Consider the following 14,852-nt stretch of genomic DNA (forward strand, 5'->3'; position numbering starts at 1 on the left):
GGAGCTGTAAACCCGATGGCACAGGATGACACGCGAAAGGGTGCGCGGCTGATGGACCGGCCGGAATATGCAAGCAAGCCGCGCCCGCTGACCAGCAAGGCCGCAGCATCTGTGGCCGATGCCGTCTCGGCAATGAGCGAGAAAAGCTACGGGTGCATCATCGTGACCGACGACGACAACCGCGTCGAGGGGATCGTGACCGAACGCGACGTCATGAACAAGCTCGTGGGCCGCGGCGCCGACCCCAACGAGGTCACACTGGGCGAGATCATGACCCGCGAGCCAAGGATGGCGCGGGAAACCGATGAAATCCTCGACTGGCTTCGAATAATGTCCAACGAAAGGTTCCGACGCCTGCCGGTGATCGACGAGGATGGCCGCATCAGGTCGCTCTTCACGCAGGGCGATTTCGTCAGCTACACGTGGCCCGACCTGTTGGACCAAGCGCGCAACCTGGCCAAGGCCACGGTAATCGGACGGTTCCATTACTTCCTGATCGGGGGCGGTATCCTGATCTACGCGCTCGCAATGATCGTCGTCCTCAGCGTCGTCTGATCGGACTGCCCGCCCACGGCGGCGGAATTGAAGGCACCGGCCCGACCGGGAAACGCGCGAACAGGACGGACGGGCCGGCACCCTCTCCCGCAGCCGACGCGTGGCCGGCTGCGGAAACCTCAGGTTTATTCGCCACCGCCAAGCTGGTGGACGTAGGTTGTGACGGCGCGGATCTCGGCCTCGCTCAGCTCGGCGCCACCCATCGGCGGCATGACGCCGTACCGGCTGTAGGTGACGGTCTCGACGATCGTGTCGTAGTCCCCACCGTAAAGCCAGATCTGGTCATTCAGCGCGGGCGCCCCCTGGAAGGTGTCGCCGCTGCCGTCGTCCATGTGGCAGGCGGCACAGTTGTTGAGGTAAACCTCCTCGCCCGCCTTGGCGGCCTCGGCATCCTGCGGGTCGGACCCCGACAACGTCATGACATAGTTGGCAACCTGGCTGATCTGCTGTTCCTCTAGGATATCGCCGAACGCGGGCATCTCGGAATAGCGCGCATCAGGATCTTCCTCGTTCCGGATGCCGTGTTTGACGGTGTAATGGATGTCCTCCATTGTCCCGCCCCATAGCCATGCGTTGTCCAGCAGGTTGGGATAGCCCTTGGCCCCTGCGGCGCCCGAGCCATGGCACTGCGCGCACCACGTCTTGAACACGGCATCGCCGGCCGAGGTCGCATAGGTCTCCAGTTCCGGGTCGGCGGTGATTTCGGTCAGTTCAACCGATGCCAGCCGGGCATTGATATCGGCGTTCGCGGCCTCTGCCGCGGCGATCTCCTGGGCCACGTTCTCACGCGTCGACCAGCCCTTGTACCCCGCTGTCGCCTCGTTGATCAGCGGCCATGCAGGATAGGCGATGGTGTACCAGATGCCCCAGATGATCGTGGCGTAGAAAATCCACACCCACCACCGCGGCAAGGGGTTGTTGAATTCCTGGATCCCATCCCACTCGTGCCCGGTGGTATCGGGGTCCTGGTTCTGTTTCTTGGGGTCTTTTGCCATGTCTCACGCCTCCTTGGCGTCGTCCTCGCGCGCGGGCGCGGGCTTGTCTTCATGCCGGAAGGGGATATTGCGCGGGTTCTCGTAGACCTTCGACGCGCCGGGGCGGAAAACCCAGATCACGACGCCGATGAAGAAGGCGAAGAGAAAGAGCAGCATCCAGCTGTCGGCGAACTGGCGCAGCAGCGAGTAGGTTTCCATGATCCGTCTCCTTTCTACCGACTGGCCACTGGCGTGAAGGTCGAGAAATCGACCAGCGTTCCCAGCATCTGCAGATAGGCGATCAGGGCGTCAGCCTCGGAAATGCCCGGCTGCCCGTCGAAATTGCGGACGTTGACGTTTTCGCCGTAGCGCTCCAGCAGGCCGTCGTAATCACCGAACGGATCCGTTTGCGCGGCAAAATCGGCCTGCGCGTTTTCCAGCATCGCGTCGGTATAGGGCACCCCCACGAAGGCATTCGTGCGCATCACGTCCCCGATATACTCGCCGTCGATCATCCGGTCCTCGAGGAACCCGTATTTGGGCATCACCGATTCCGGGACAACCGATTGCGGGTCGCGCAGGTGGTCGACATGCCACTCGTCGGAGTAGCGGCCGCCCACGCGGGCCAGGTCGGGCCCCGTCCGCTTGGAGCCCCACTGGAACGGGTGGTCGTACTGGCTCTCGGCGGCGAGGCTGTAATGGCCGTAACGCTCCACCTCGTCCCGCATGGGCCGGATCATCTGGCTGTGGCAGACATAGCACCCTTCGCGGATGTAGATGTCGCGCCCGGCCAGTTCGAGCGGAGTGTAGGGGCGCATGCCCTCCACGTCCTCGATCGTGTTCTCCAGCCAGAAGAGGGGGGCGATCTGCACGATCCCGCCGATCGTCACCACCAGGAAGGCAAAGATCGACAGAAGCGTGATGTTCTTCTCGAGAACTGTATGCTTGTCGAGAATTCCCATTTGTTCGTCCCTTTCTTACTGGGCCGGGACAGCGGAGTTGGTGGCTTCAACAGCCGGGCTCCGTCTGACGGTCATGTAGAGGTTGTAGCACATGATGATGGCACCAGCGATGTAGAGCACCCCGCCCAGGCCGCGCACCACGTACATCGGGAACTTGGCGGCAACGGTGTCGGCGAAGGAGTTCACGAGGAAGCCGTTGGCATCCACTTCACGCCACATCAGGCCCTCCATGATGCCGGTCACCCACATGGACGCCGCGTAAAGGATGATGCCGATGGTGGCGAGCCAGAAGTGCCAGCTGACCATGCTCAGGCTGTAAAGCCGCTCCTTGTTCCACAGCTTGGGCACGAGGAAGTAGAGCGCCCCGAAGGTGATCATGCCGTTCCAGCCAAGCGCGCCGGAATGCACGTGCCCGATCGTCCAGTCGGTGTAGTGCGACAGCGAGTTGACGGCACGGATCGACATCATCGGCCCCTCGAAGGTCGACATGCCGTAAAAGCCCACCGAGATCACCATCATGCGGATCACCGGGTCGGTGCGCAGCTTGTCCCACGCGCCCGACAGCGTCATCAGGCCGTTGATCATGCCGCCCCAGCTGGGCATCCAGAGCACGACCGAGAACACCATCCCCAGCGTCGAGGCCCAGTCGGGCAGCGCGGTGTAGTGCAGGTGGTGCGGGCCGGCCCAGATGTAGATGAAGATCAGCGCCCAGAAGTGCACGATCGACAGCTTGTAGCTGAAAACCGGCCTCTCGGCCTGTTTCGGCACGAAGTAATACATCATGCCGAGGAACCCGGCCGTCAGGAAGAAGCCCACGGCGTTGTGGCCGTACCACCACTGTGTCATCGCGTCCTGAACACCCGAGAAGACCTGCACGGATTTGGAGCCGAAGATGCTGACCGGGACGGACAGGTTGTTGACGATGTGCAGCATCGCAACGGTGATGATGAAGCTCAGGTAGAACCAGTTGGCCACGTAGATGTGGGGCTCCCTCCGCTTCACGATGGTTCCGACGAAAACGGCGAAATAGGCCACCCACACGATGGTCAGCCACCAGTCGACGTACCACTCCGGCTCGGCGTATTCCTTGGACTGGGTCGCGCCGAGGATGTAGCCGGCCGCCGCCAGCACGATCACCAGCTGGTAGCCCCAGAACACGAACCAGGCGAGGTTACCGCCCCAGAGCCGGGCGGCGCTGGTCCGCTGCACCACGTAGAACGATGTCGCGATCAGGGCGTTGCCGCCAAAGGCGAAAATCACCGCGCTGGTGTGCAGGGGGCGCAGACGGCCGAAGTTCATGTAACCCTGGGCCCATTCGAAGTTCAGCTGCGGAAACGCCAGCTGGAACGCGATGAACGTCCCGGCCAGAAAGCCGACCACCCCCCAAAGCGCGGTCGCGATCACGCCCGCACGGATGACGCCGTCCATGTACTCGCCGGAAAGGTCGACCTTGGTGACCGGTTCATCGGTGTTCCGCAAGACCCAGATGAAAAGCCCGCCGGCCGCCAGCGCCACGGTAAGCGCGTTGACCAGATAGGCAAGGTCGCGCGCGTAGTTGGCAGCGATCAGTGCCAGCAGCACGATCACCCCAAGCACGACCAGCTTGATGTAGTTCGCCATTTTCATGTCCCTTTGTCTAACACCGCACAATCCGGGAATCGGAACGCGCGGCCGCGTTCAGACTGCCCCCCTAATGCGCGCCCGGGGCCGAGGATACTTTGATCTGTATCAATGAAAATCCCTGTTCCGTTTCTGCGACCGGCTTGAGACAAGTTGACACGCATCAAGGCGCGCCTGCATGGCTGGCCATAGCGTGACACCGCAATTGCTCGACGGAGGAAGGACCCGCGATGCCTTATAACTGCTTGTTTTCTGTTCTCACGGACGAGGACCTCGTCGACGAGACCCTCGACCACGCAGTGGCGATGGCCACAGCGCACGAGGCTCATCTCGACGTCTTGTGCCTTGGTGTCGACCGCAGCCAGACGGGCTACTACTACGCCGGCGCCAGTGCCGTCGTGCTGCAGGAGACGATCACGCGCGCCCAGCAGGATGCAGAGCATATCGAGGGCAAGGTCCGGGCGCGGCTGGAGCGCGAAAACATGCTGTGGGCCACGGAAAAGGGCGTTTCGCAGTTGGCCGATATCGGCCGTCACATCGCACAGCGGGCGCGTTTTTCCGATCTGGCCATTCTGCCACAGCCCTATGGCGAGGGGCGCGGCGCCGAACTCGAGCCCGCCACCGAGGCGGTTCTCTTCGAGGGTCATGTCCCGGCCATGGTGGTCCCGTCGGGTGTCGAGCCATGCCCGAGGCCCAAGCGCATCCTGATCGGATGGAACGAAAGCGTCGAGGCGCTTTCGGCGGTACGCGCCGCCATGCCGTTCCTGCAGGCGGCCGACGAGGTGCATGTCGCCGTGATAGACCCGCCCGCGCACGGCCCCACGCGCTCCGACCCGGGCGGGCAGCTTTCGCAGTTTCTCTCGCGCCACGGGGTCAGGGTGGAAATCGACGTTCTGTCAAAGACCATGCCGCGCGTCTCCGACGTTCTGTCGCGCCATGCCAACGACATGAAATGCGATCTCATGGTGATGGGCGCCTACGGGCATTCCCGCTTCCGCGAGGCGATCTTCGGCGGCGCCACGCGCTCCACGCTGGAGGATGCGACGCTGCCGGTTTTCATGGCACACTGACCAGACCGCCCCGGCCCCGCCCGGCGCGGGTCACCGGGGCGTCCGCCGCCACGGGCGGGCACAGCGGGTTTCACGGGCTGTCGAAAATTGGAGGGCGTCGGGAGGAAAGGCCGGTCAGGCCAGCATACCGCCATCGCTATCGTCACCCGCCTCTTCCATGAGGCGATTGAAATCCGGCACAGTGACGTGCCGTTTCCCCTGGAGTTCGATGACTCCGTCCTTTCGCAGTGCGGATATCTGGCGGCTCACCGTCTCCAGCGTCAGGCCAAGATAATCCGCCATCGCCTCGCGCGTCAGCGGCAGGTCGAAAACCATGGGCGCGCCACTGACCATGTTGAGCGTGGCATCCCGGCGGGCGATGATCGACAGGAGAGAGGCGATTTTCTCGCGGGCCGTCTTGCGGCCCAGCACCAGCATCCATTCCCGCGCCGCGTCCAGTTCGTCCAGCGTCATTTCCAGCAGACGCTGCGCGATGTGCGGCGTGGTGGTCATCAACTCCTCGAAGGGTTTGCGCCGGAAACAGCACATCACCATGTCCGAGGTCGCCACCACGTCGTAGGCGGCCGTCTCGCGCCCCGGCCGGCCCACGAAATCACTTGGCAACAACAGCCCCACCATCTGGGTGCGCCCGTCCTCCATCGCCTGGCTGAGCGTCGCGATACCAGAGACCACCGAGCCCACGAAATCCATCTGGTCGCCGGCCCATATCACCGTCTGACCAGCCTCGAAGTTGCGATAGTACTTGATCTGGTCAAGGCGCTCCAGCTCGTCCGACTCGCACCGCGCACATACAGCGCGGTGCCGGATCGGGCAGTTGCCGCAATCCTTGGGGATCTGCTTGGTCGTTTCTTTCAGCATGGCCGCGCTTACCTGAATTTCCTTAAGGGCTGTCGCACTTGATCCAAATCAAGGATGCCCGCAAGAGCCAATTCGTATGGTATTCTCATGATCAAGGATTCTCAACTGGGCAGATTGGGGCTTTTCGACGCAAAGGTGCCCCGGTACACCAGCTACCCGACCGCGCCGCACTTCAGCCGTGACGTCGGGTCTGACAATTTCTCGCGCTGGATCCGGAGCATCGCCCCGGGCGCCGAGATATCGCTTTACGTCCACGTGCCTTTCTGTCGGCGCCTTTGCTGGTTCTGCGCCTGCCGGACGCAGGGCACGCAATCAGAGCGCCCGGTTCGGGCCTATCTGGACGTGCTCAAATCCGAAATTGCCCTGCTCAAGGACCACCTGCCCGAGGGCGTTCGCCTTTCGCGGCTGCACTGGGGCGGCGGCACGCCCACATTGCTCAGCCCCGGCATGATGGAGGAATTGGCCGGGGCGCTGCGGGATGTCGCGCCATTCACCGCGCGCACGGAATTCTCCGTCGAGATCGACCCCAACGAGATCGACGGCGAGAGGCTGGATGCGCTGGCCCGCTCGGGAATGAACCGGGCCTCTATCGGCGTGCAGGATTTCGATCCGCACATCCAGTCCACCATCGGGCGGATCCAGGGCTACGAGATCACCCGCGATGCCGTGGACGAAATCCGCGCCCGCGGCGTGCACAGCCTGAATGCCGACATTCTCTACGGGCTACCGCACCAGTCCAACGCCCGAATCACTGAAAGCGTTCAGAAGCTGCTTTCCCTCTACCCCGACCGGGTTGCTCTCTACGGATACGCGCATGTGCCATGGATGGCAAAGCGCCAGCAGATGATCCCGTCGGATGCCCTGCCCACGCCGCGCGAAAGGCTGGCGCTGTTCGATACCGCGAGCCGGCTGTTCTTGTGGGACAAGTACGAGGAAATCGGCATAGACCATTTCGCCACGCAGGAAGACGGCCTGACCAAGGCCAAGAAAACCGGCAATCTCAGGCGCAACTTCCAAGGCTATACGGATGACACCGCCGAGGTGCTCATCGGGCTGGGCGCGTCATCGATCTCACGCTTTCCGCAAGGCTATGCCCAGAACGCGCCCGCCACCGGCGCCCATACCGCGGCCATCCGCGCCGGGCGCTTTTCCACCACGCGCGGCCATGTCTTTGCCGGCGACGACCTGATGCGCAGCCGGATGATCGAACAGCTCATGTGCGAATTCCGCGTCGACGCCGGCGACATCGCGGCGCGTTTCGACATCGGCAGGGACGAGGTGATGCAGATGCTGCGCCGGACGGCAAGTGCGTTCGAAGGCACGCTGGAGATTTCCGAGCAAGGGCTCTCGGTCCCGCGGGAGGCCCGGCCGCTGACCCGGATGATCGCGCGTAGCCTCGACGCCTACGAACTCGACCAGAACGGGCACAGCTCGGCGATCTGAGCCTGCCCGCGGCGATCTGCCCACGGAAGGCAGGTGCACAGCGCGGGTGGACCGCCCTTGTGATCGAGGTCAGGCTGTCACTTCCAGTGCGGCGTGCAGCAGCGTTCGCGCATAATCGGTGCGCGGTCGCTCGAAAACTTCTTCCGCGCTGCCGTATTCTACGATATCGCCGTCCTTCATCACCGCCACCTCGTGGCTCATCGCCCTGACCACGGCGAGGTCATGACTGATGAACAGATAGGCCAGCCCGTATTTCGTCTGGAGACGCCGTAGAAGATGCACGATCTGCACCTGCACCGTCATGTCCAGCGCGCTGGTCGGTTCGTCCAGAACGACCATCTTGGGCCGCAGGATCATCGCGCGGGCAATGGCGATGCGCTGGCGCTGTCCGCCCGAGAACTCGTGGGGGTAACGATCCATCGCGGCGGGATCGAGATCGACCTCCTCCATCACCTCCGCGACAAGATCGCGGACAGGCCTGCCATCAGGATTGCCGTGCACGCCGATACCTTCCGAGATGATCTGTTCACAGGTCATGCGGGGGCTGAGGCTGCCGAACGGGTCCTGAAAGACGATCTGCATGTCGGCCCGGCGCCGCCGGAGGCGGCGCGTGGACCAGCCATGGACATCCTCGCCATCGAACATGATCCGCCCCTCGGAACCGGTCAGACGCATGATCGCAAGCGCCAGCGTCGTCTTGCCCGAACCGCTTTCGCCGACGATGCCCAGTGTCTCGCCCGCCCGCACGGTCACGGTGGCATCGTTCACCGCCTTCACGTGTCCGACAGTGCGTTTGAGAAAGCCGCGCTGGATCGGGAACCAGACGCGCAGCCCCTCGGTCTGCACCAATGGGCGCGCGCCCTTGGTAACGGGGTCCGGTTCGCCGGACGGGCGGGCGCCCAGCAATCTGCGCGTGTACGAGTGCCGCGGGTTGGCAAAGATCTCGGCGGTCGCGCCGGACTCGACGATCTCGCCGTCCTTCATCACGCAGACCCTGTCGGCGATCCGCTCCACCACGCCGAGGTCATGGGTGATGAACAACAAGCTCATCCCCTCCTCCCGCTTGATGCGCGCCAAGAGTTCCAGGATCTGCGCCTGGATCGTCACGTCGAGCGCGGTGGTCGGCTCGTCGGCGATAAGGATATCGGGTTCGTTGGCCAGCGCCATGGCGATCATCACCCGTTGCCGCTGCCCGCCGGAAAGCTGGTGTGGGTAGTCCTTCAGCCGGCTTTCGGGATCGCGGATGCCGACAAGTTCCAGAAGCTCCACGATGCGGGCATGCGCCGCGCCGCCCGTCAGGCCCTGGTGGAGCTCTATGCTCTCGCGGATCTGCTTTTCCAGCGTGTGCAGGGGATTGAGGCTTGTCATCGGCTCCTGGAAGATAAAGCTGATGTCGTTGCCGCGCACGTCCCGCAGTCGCCGGTCCGAGGCGCCGATCATCTCCTGCCCGTCATATGTCACGCTGCCGCGCACCTCTGCCGCGGGGCCTAGCAACGAAACCGTCGAGAGTGCGGTGACCGACTTGCCCGAGCCGCTCTCTCCGACGAGGGCCACCGTCTCGCCCCGCCCCACCGTGAAAGACACGCCCTTGACGGCCTGCATGGTCTGGCCGTCCTGGTGAAAGCTCACCGAAAGGTCACGAACGTCGAGCAATGGTCCGGTCATGAAGGTGCCCCCTCCGGGCCGCGGGCCGCCACGTGCAGCGGCAGGGCCGTTTCACCGCGCGGCGACAGGCGGATGCACATCCTCATTGGAACGTCTTCCTGGGGTCGAAGGCGTCGCGCACCCCCTCGAATATGAAGACGAGCAACGACAGCATGATGGCGAAAGCGAAGAACGCGGTGAAGGCCAGCCAAGGCGCCTGCAGGTTCTGCTTGGCCTGCAGCGTCAATTCCCCCAGCGACGGGGACGAGGACGGCAGGCCGAATCCGAGGAAATCCAGCGCCGCGAGCGTGCCGATGGTGCCGGTGACGATGAATGGCAGCAGGGTCAGCGTCGCCACCATGGCATTGGGCAGCATGTGGCGGAACATGATCGTGATATTGCCCACCCCGAGCGCCTTGGCCGCGCGCACGTATTCGAGGTTGCGCGCGCGCAGGAACTCCGCGCGCACCACGCCCACCAGCGCCATCCAGCCAAAGAACACCATGATCAGGACAAGCAGCCAGAAACTGCGTGGCAGGATCGCGAAGAGAATGATGATGACGTAGAGTTGCGGCGTGGCCGACCAGATCTCGATGATGCGCTGAAAGATCAGGTCGGTCTTGCCGCCGAAGTATCCCTGTACCGCCCCCGCGAATATGCCGATGGCGCTGGACAGGAAGGTGACGATCAGCGTGAACATGACCGACAGGCGGAACCCGTAGATGACGCGCGCCAGCACGTCGCGCTTGGTTCCGTCCGTGCCCAGCCAGTTCTGCTCGTTTGGCGGCAGCGGCGCCGCCCCGGGGCGGTCCACCGGCGTGTCGTAGCTGTAGGGGATCAAGGGCCAGAGCGTCCAACCCGTCTGAACCGCCTCCCCGTTGACCATCCCGTCCTGAGCATCCGCGATGATGCCTGCGGGGTCGTCGAAACACGCGTCGAGCCCGCCCGAGACGATCAGGCACTCCACTTCGGGATCGCGGTAGGGCGCCTCGGTCGGGAACACCCCGCCGAATTCCGTTTCCGGATAGAACCTCAGGATCGGCGTGTAGAACTCGCCGCGATACTGTACGAGGATGGGCTTGTCATTGGCCACGAACTCGGCCGGCAAGGCGACGAGGAACAATATGGAAAAAACGATGAGCGACCAATAGGCGCGCTTGTTGCGCTTGAAATTGCGCCAGCGGCGGCGGTTGAGCGGCGACAGTTTCACGCGCTCAGCCCTCCCGCGTCTCGAAGTCGATCCGCGGATCGACCAGCACGTAACAGATGTCGGATATGATGTTCACGACCAGCCCGATGAGACCGAACAGGAACAAGGTGCCGAACATGACCGGGTAGTCGCGGCTCAGCGCCGCCTCGAACCCCAGCCGCCCCAGACCGTCGAGCGAGAAAATCGTCTCGATCAGCAGCGAGCCGCCGAAGAAGACCCCGATGAATACGGCAGGAAACCCGGCGATCACGATCAGCATGGCGTTGCGGAAGACATGGCCATAGAGCACGCGCCGCTCGGACAGGCCCTTGGCGCGGGCTGTCATCACGTAGTGTTTCTTGATCTCGTCAAGAAACGAGTTCTTGGTCAGCAGCGTCAGCGTGGCAAAGGCCGAGATCGTCGAGGCCGTCACCGGCAGCGTGATGTGCCAAAGATAGTCGAGGATCTTGCCCATGACGCTGAGCTCGGCGAAGTTGTCCGAGGTGAGACCCCGCAAAGGGAAGATCTGCCAGTAGCTTCCCCCGGCGAAGAGCACCACCAGCATCACCGCGAAAAGGAAGCCGGGAATCGCGTAGGCGGCGATGATCACGCCGCTCGTCCAGCTGTCGAACCGCGTGCCGTCGTTCACCGCCTTGCGGATGCCCAACGGGATCGAGACCAGATAGGCGATCAGCGTCGACCAGAGGCCAAGTGTGATGCTGACCGGCATCTTTTCCAGCACCAGATCGGTCACGCTGATCGAGCGGAAATAGCTCTCGCCGAAGTCGAAGCGCATGTAGTTCCACATCATGTCGACAAACCGCTGCAGCGGCGGCTTGTCGAGCCCGTATTGCGCCTTCAGCTCCTCGATGAACTCCGGCGGCAGGCCGCGCGCGCCGGCATACCCCTCGCCTTCACCTTCCTGCAGCGTCGCGTCCTCCGCCCCGCCGGCGAACCCCCCGAAAACATCTCCCTCGCCCTGCATCTGGGCGATCACCTGCTCGACGGGCCCGCCCGGCACGAACTGCACCAGCACGAAGTTGATGACCATGATCCCGAACAGCGTCGGGAGGATCAGAAGCAACCTGCGCAGGATGTAGGCGCCCACCTCAGACGCCTCCCCGCGACGCTGCTGCAGCCGTGATCCGGGCGCGCCGGGCCGCTTCATGAAGGGCAGGCACCGACATTACGGCAACGCCCCCTCGGATTCCAGCTGTGCTGCCTTGTCCGCGTCGTACCACCAGAAATCAAGCGTCCCGAGCGCGTAGGGCGGGATAGGATCGGGATGGTCGTACATGTCCCAGTACGCCACCCAGTGATCGGGCTTGTAGCCGTCGGGAATGACGATGAATTCGTGACGCAGCGCGCGATCCAGCGCACGGATCGTCATATCCTCTTCCTCCTGGCTTTCGGTCATCAGGGACTCCTCGATGATCCGGTCCACCAGCGGGCTGGCCAGCCCGGCGGGATTGAACAGGCTGAATTCGGCCGCTTCCGAACCGAAGCGTTGCGCCAGCCCGGTGCCGGTGCCCATCAGCGCGGGATATCCATCGAAGACAAGGTCGTAATCCCGATCGCGCTCGCGTTGCGAATACTGGGCGGAGTCGACCGCCTCCAGCCGGGCATCGACCCCCATCGCCTTGAGGTTGGAAATGAAATTCGTCGCGATCGCGCGGTTGGTGGGCGACCCCGAAGCGTTGAAGAGAAAGTCGAGACGCAGGGGCGCGCCATCCTCGTTCCGCAGCATCCCGCCATCACCCACCTGCCAGCCGGCCTCGGCAAACAGTCTGAGCGCCTTTCGCAAGTTGTCGCGCGTGGTCAGGCGATCCGGGTCGGAGCTGTGCGGCACCCAAGGCTCCTCGGTGAAGATCTCCTCGGGCACCACATCGCCAAGGGACTCAAGGAACGCAAGTTCATCCCCCTGTGGCAGGCCGGTGGCCTCCAGATGCGTGCCAGTGGAGTAGGAGCGCTGCTGCTCGAACAATCCGCTGAACAGAGACTGGTTGGTCCACTCGAAATTGAAGGCGAGCGCGACCGCCTCGCGCACGCGCTTGTCCTTCAACGGCGGGGAACCGAGGTTGAAAACGATGCCCGTCATGTCCGGCGGCATCCCGTCGGGAATGGTGTACTTGACCGTGTGCCCCTGCTCCATGGCCGGGAAATCATAGCCTGTCGCCCAGACCTTTGGGTCCGCCTCCGTGCGATAGGTCACCTCGCCGGCCGTGAACGCCTCGAAGGCCCCGGTGGTGTCGGCGAAGTATTCCAGCCGGATGGTATCGAAGTTGTGCCGCCCCTTGTTGATGGGCAGATGCCAGCCCCAGTAATCGGGATTGCGCTTGAACACGACGCGGCGGTTCACGTCCACATCGTGCACCACGTAAGGCCCCGATCCCGGCGGCGTCTCAAGCCGCCCCTCGTCGAGGCCCGCGCCCGTTTCCTCGAACCACTTGCGCGACCACACGGGCACCGTGCCCACCTGATCGATGAGCGACCGCCGCGAAATGCCGTCGGCAAAGTAGAACTTGATCGTGTGATCGTCGATCACCTCGGCCCTGGGAATGCGTTCGCGCACGGCGTCGGCATAGGATTTCAGCCCCTCGTCAAGCAGCAGGTTATGGCTGAACAGCACGTCATGGGCCGTCACCGGCGTGCCGTCTGAAAAACGCGCCTCGGGCCGCATGTGAAAAATCACCCAAGACTTGTCCTCGGGGTATTCAACCGTGTGTGCCAGCAAACCGTACAGTTCGCCATAGCTGTCGGCCGGCAGGCTGCCCCCGCCGGCAAGCACGGTGCCAAGCAGGCTCTCGTACATCACCGAGGACAATGCCGAGGCCCGTCCCTTGCGCGTGTAGGGATTCATCGAGTCGAAACTGCCGGCAAGCGCGATAGAAATCTCGCCGCCTTTCGGCGCATCGGGATTGACGTAGTCGAAATGCTCGAAATCCGCAGGATATTTCAGGTCGCCGAAATAGGAATATCCGTGGCTTTTTATGATCTGATCCTGCGCGTCCTGCGCGTCAGCCCCGCCGGCGCCGAGCGCGGCAATCCAGAGCCCCGCAAGCGCGCCGATCGCCATCGCGGCCGGTCTTGCAGGACATGCCGTGCCATTCCGGCTCTTGCGTCGGATCATGCTCATGGTCCTCCTGTTGATCCCGGATCGAACGCCCCGGCGTTTTGCCGCAAGGCTAAAGGAGGGCATCGCCGGTGTTCAAGCGCAGATGCCATCCCCGCGATCAAATATGGTGCATGAAACAGCAAAGGCCACCGTCCGATAGCGGACGGTGGCCTTGAGCATCGGGATCAACCGGGCAGGTCAGTTCGACAGGCTCTTGAGATAGGCGATCACCGCGGCGCGGTCCTCTTCATCCCGCACGCCGGGATAGGACATCCTGTTGCCGGGGGCGAAGCCGCGGGGATCTTCCAGCCACGCGTTCATCCGGTCAACCGTCCATTCCCCGCCGAGTTCCATGAGCGCGTCGGAATAGCGGAAGCTGTCCACGGCGGCGACCTCGCGCCCGATCACGTCCACGAGGTGGGGCCCGACGCGGTTCTGTTCCTTGTCGGCGACGTGGCAGGCCTGGCATTGGCGGTAGACCTTCTTGCCGTCTGCCGGGTCCGCGGCCGCGACCATGGCGGCGAAACCGCTTTCTTCCCCGGCTGCCGCGTCCGCAGTCTCTTGGCTCGCCTCGCCCGAGCTGTCCGTCTCCGCGGCCGCGGTATCCGCTGCATCCGTTTCGGCGGTTTCGCTCATGTCGCCGGCCGCGTCGTCGGTCACATCCTCGGCGACCGCCTCGGCTTCGGGCGTCGGCTCGACCTCCTCGGCGTCAGGCGCTTCGGCCGTCACTTCCTCGGCCGGCTCGTCGGCCATCGCGCTTTCCTCGGCGGCGTCCTCGGTCATCTCCGTGGCCGCGGCATCCTCTTGGGCAGCGTCATCCCCGGCCGCATCGCCGGCGCCGGACACCTCGATCTCGTAGGTGTCACCGTCGGTCTGGTCCAGATAGGCGATCACGTTGGCGCGGTCCTCGACGTCATCCAGCCCGGCGAACCCCATGGTGGTCCCCGGCGCATACTCGGCCGGGTTCTCGAGGAACGCGTCCAGCTCTCGCGGGGTCCAGACATCGGCGACCGCCGACAGGCTGCCGGAATAGGCGAATCCCTCGGCCGTGCCGACATCGCGGCCAACGACGCCGTACAGATAGGGGCCCGCGCCGTTTGCGCCTTCCTCGAGCTGGTGGCAGGCCCGGCACTTGTTGAACACGCGCTCACCCTTGCCGGGGTCAGCATCGACGAAAAGCTGGGCAAAGCTCGGGCCGGTTTCTTCCTCGGCGGGTTGTTCCTCTTCCTCGCCAGTGTCGATGACATAGGCCTGATCGTGGCCCTTACCGTGGCCGCCGCCGGTGTGATAGATCAGCTCCGCGGCCCATTGGCCCAGCAGGAAGAAAAGCAGTGCGCCGCAAAAGCCTCCGACGACCTTGGTAAGTGTCATTGTATCGAACATAGGCCTGTTTCCCTTGATCCGTCTCGCGCGGTATCTATC

The 14,852-nt window shown here is 63.7% G+C and carries 13 protein-coding genes; 3 read left to right on the forward strand and 10 right to left on the reverse strand.

Going from position 1 to position 14,852, the window contains the following annotated elements:
- Positions 1-15: 15 nt before the first annotated feature.
- Positions 16-555, forward strand: coding sequence for a CBS domain-containing protein (locus ACH13J_RS06555; protein WP_397542516.1), 540 nt, complete (start codon positions 16-18; stop codon positions 553-555).
- Between the two features lie 125 nt (positions 556-680).
- Here ACH13J_RS06555 and ccoP read toward each other — a convergent pair whose 3' ends face one another.
- The 4 genes from ccoP to ccoN are packed head-to-tail and all read right to left on the reverse strand — an operon-like array spanning position 681 to position 4,111.
- Complete coding sequence (gene ccoP / locus ACH13J_RS06560; RefSeq protein ID WP_397542517.1) at positions 681-1,550, reverse strand: cytochrome-c oxidase, cbb3-type subunit III; 870 nt, start codon at positions 1,548-1,550, stop codon at positions 681-683.
- Between the two features lie 3 nt (positions 1,551-1,553).
- Positions 1,554-1,748, reverse strand: coding sequence for a cbb3-type cytochrome c oxidase subunit 3 (locus ACH13J_RS06565; protein ID WP_397542518.1), 195 nt, complete (start codon positions 1,746-1,748; stop codon positions 1,554-1,556).
- A 14-nt stretch (positions 1,749-1,762) separates the two neighbouring features.
- Positions 1,763-2,491 (reverse strand): cytochrome-c oxidase, cbb3-type subunit II, encoded by a 729-nt coding sequence (gene ccoO, locus ACH13J_RS06570; RefSeq protein ID WP_397542519.1) that lies wholly within the window; start codon positions 2,489-2,491, stop codon positions 1,763-1,765.
- Between the two features lie 15 nt (positions 2,492-2,506).
- Positions 2,507-4,111, reverse strand: a complete 1,605-nt coding sequence (ccoN, locus tag ACH13J_RS06575; RefSeq protein WP_397542520.1) for a cytochrome-c oxidase, cbb3-type subunit I — start codon at positions 4,109-4,111, stop codon at positions 2,507-2,509.
- A gap of 230 nt (positions 4,112-4,341) precedes the next feature.
- Between ccoN and ACH13J_RS06580 the strand changes: the two genes are divergently transcribed.
- Complete coding sequence (locus ACH13J_RS06580; RefSeq protein ID WP_397542521.1) at positions 4,342-5,181, forward strand: universal stress protein; 840 nt, start codon at positions 4,342-4,344, stop codon at positions 5,179-5,181.
- A gap of 114 nt (positions 5,182-5,295) precedes the next feature.
- Here ACH13J_RS06580 and fnrL read toward each other — a convergent pair whose 3' ends face one another.
- Positions 5,296-6,039, reverse strand: a complete 744-nt coding sequence (gene fnrL, locus ACH13J_RS06585) for a transcriptional regulator FnrL (protein WP_397542522.1) — start codon at positions 6,037-6,039, stop codon at positions 5,296-5,298.
- Positions 6,040-6,126: 87 nt separating this feature from the next.
- Between fnrL and hemN the strand changes: the two genes are divergently transcribed.
- Positions 6,127-7,482, forward strand: a complete 1,356-nt coding sequence (gene hemN, locus ACH13J_RS06590) for an oxygen-independent coproporphyrinogen III oxidase (protein WP_397542523.1) — start codon at positions 6,127-6,129, stop codon at positions 7,480-7,482.
- A 69-nt stretch (positions 7,483-7,551) separates the two neighbouring features.
- Here the strand turns inward: hemN and ACH13J_RS06595 are convergent, their stop codons facing one another.
- From ACH13J_RS06595 to ACH13J_RS06615, 5 genes are all read right to left on the reverse strand, one after another.
- Complete coding sequence (locus ACH13J_RS06595; protein WP_397542524.1) at positions 7,552-9,147, reverse strand: dipeptide ABC transporter ATP-binding protein; 1,596 nt, start codon at positions 9,145-9,147, stop codon at positions 7,552-7,554.
- A gap of 82 nt (positions 9,148-9,229) precedes the next feature.
- Positions 9,230-10,336 (reverse strand): ABC transporter permease, encoded by a 1,107-nt coding sequence (locus tag ACH13J_RS06600; RefSeq protein WP_397542525.1) that lies wholly within the window; start codon positions 10,334-10,336, stop codon positions 9,230-9,232.
- 4 nt (positions 10,337-10,340) lie between these two features.
- Positions 10,341-11,423: a microcin C ABC transporter permease YejB gene (locus tag ACH13J_RS06605; protein ID WP_397542526.1), complete on the reverse strand. Its 1,083-nt coding sequence runs from the start codon at positions 11,421-11,423 to the stop codon at positions 10,341-10,343.
- Positions 11,424-11,501: 78 nt separating this feature from the next.
- Entirely contained in the window at positions 11,502-13,445 is a 1,944-nt protein-coding gene (locus ACH13J_RS06610; RefSeq protein WP_397542527.1) for an extracellular solute-binding protein, read from the reverse strand.
- 183 nt (positions 13,446-13,628) lie between these two features.
- Positions 13,629-14,813: a c-type cytochrome gene (locus ACH13J_RS06615; protein WP_397542528.1), complete on the reverse strand. Its 1,185-nt coding sequence runs from the start codon at positions 14,811-14,813 to the stop codon at positions 13,629-13,631.
- Positions 14,814-14,852 lie beyond the last annotated feature (39 nt).

The organism is Roseovarius salis (genome assembly GCF_044472985.1).
In the GTDB taxonomy this organism is placed as follows: Bacteria; Pseudomonadota; Alphaproteobacteria; order Rhodobacterales; family Rhodobacteraceae; genus Roseovarius; species Roseovarius salis.

Excerpts from the sequence above, each read along its gene's own strand:
- ACH13J_RS06555 (WP_397542516.1), top strand. The coding sequence starts at position 16 with ATGGCACAGGATGACACGCGAAAGGGTGCGCGGCTGATGGACCGGCCG.
- ccoP (WP_397542517.1), bottom strand. The coding sequence starts at position 1,550 with ATGGCAAAAGACCCCAAGAAACAGAACCAGGACCCCGATACCACCGGG.
- ACH13J_RS06565 (WP_397542518.1), bottom strand. The coding sequence starts at position 1,748 with ATGGAAACCTACTCGCTGCTGCGCCAGTTCGCCGACAGCTGGATGCTG.
- ccoO (WP_397542519.1), bottom strand. The coding sequence starts at position 2,491 with ATGGGAATTCTCGACAAGCATACAGTTCTCGAGAAGAACATCACGCTT.
- ccoN (WP_397542520.1), bottom strand. The coding sequence starts at position 4,111 with ATGGCGAACTACATCAAGCTGGTCGTGCTTGGGGTGATCGTGCTGCTG.
- ACH13J_RS06580 (WP_397542521.1), top strand. The coding sequence starts at position 4,342 with ATGCCTTATAACTGCTTGTTTTCTGTTCTCACGGACGAGGACCTCGTC.
- fnrL (WP_397542522.1), bottom strand. The coding sequence starts at position 6,039 with ATGCTGAAAGAAACGACCAAGCAGATCCCCAAGGATTGCGGCAACTGC.
- hemN (WP_397542523.1), top strand. The coding sequence starts at position 6,127 with ATGATCAAGGATTCTCAACTGGGCAGATTGGGGCTTTTCGACGCAAAG.
- ACH13J_RS06595 (WP_397542524.1), bottom strand. The coding sequence starts at position 9,147 with ATGACCGGACCATTGCTCGACGTTCGTGACCTTTCGGTGAGCTTTCAC.
- ACH13J_RS06610 (WP_397542527.1), bottom strand. The coding sequence starts at position 13,445 with ATGATCCGACGCAAGAGCCGGAATGGCACGGCATGTCCTGCAAGACCG.
- ACH13J_RS06615 (WP_397542528.1), bottom strand. The coding sequence starts at position 14,813 with ATGTTCGATACAATGACACTTACCAAGGTCGTCGGAGGCTTTTGCGGC.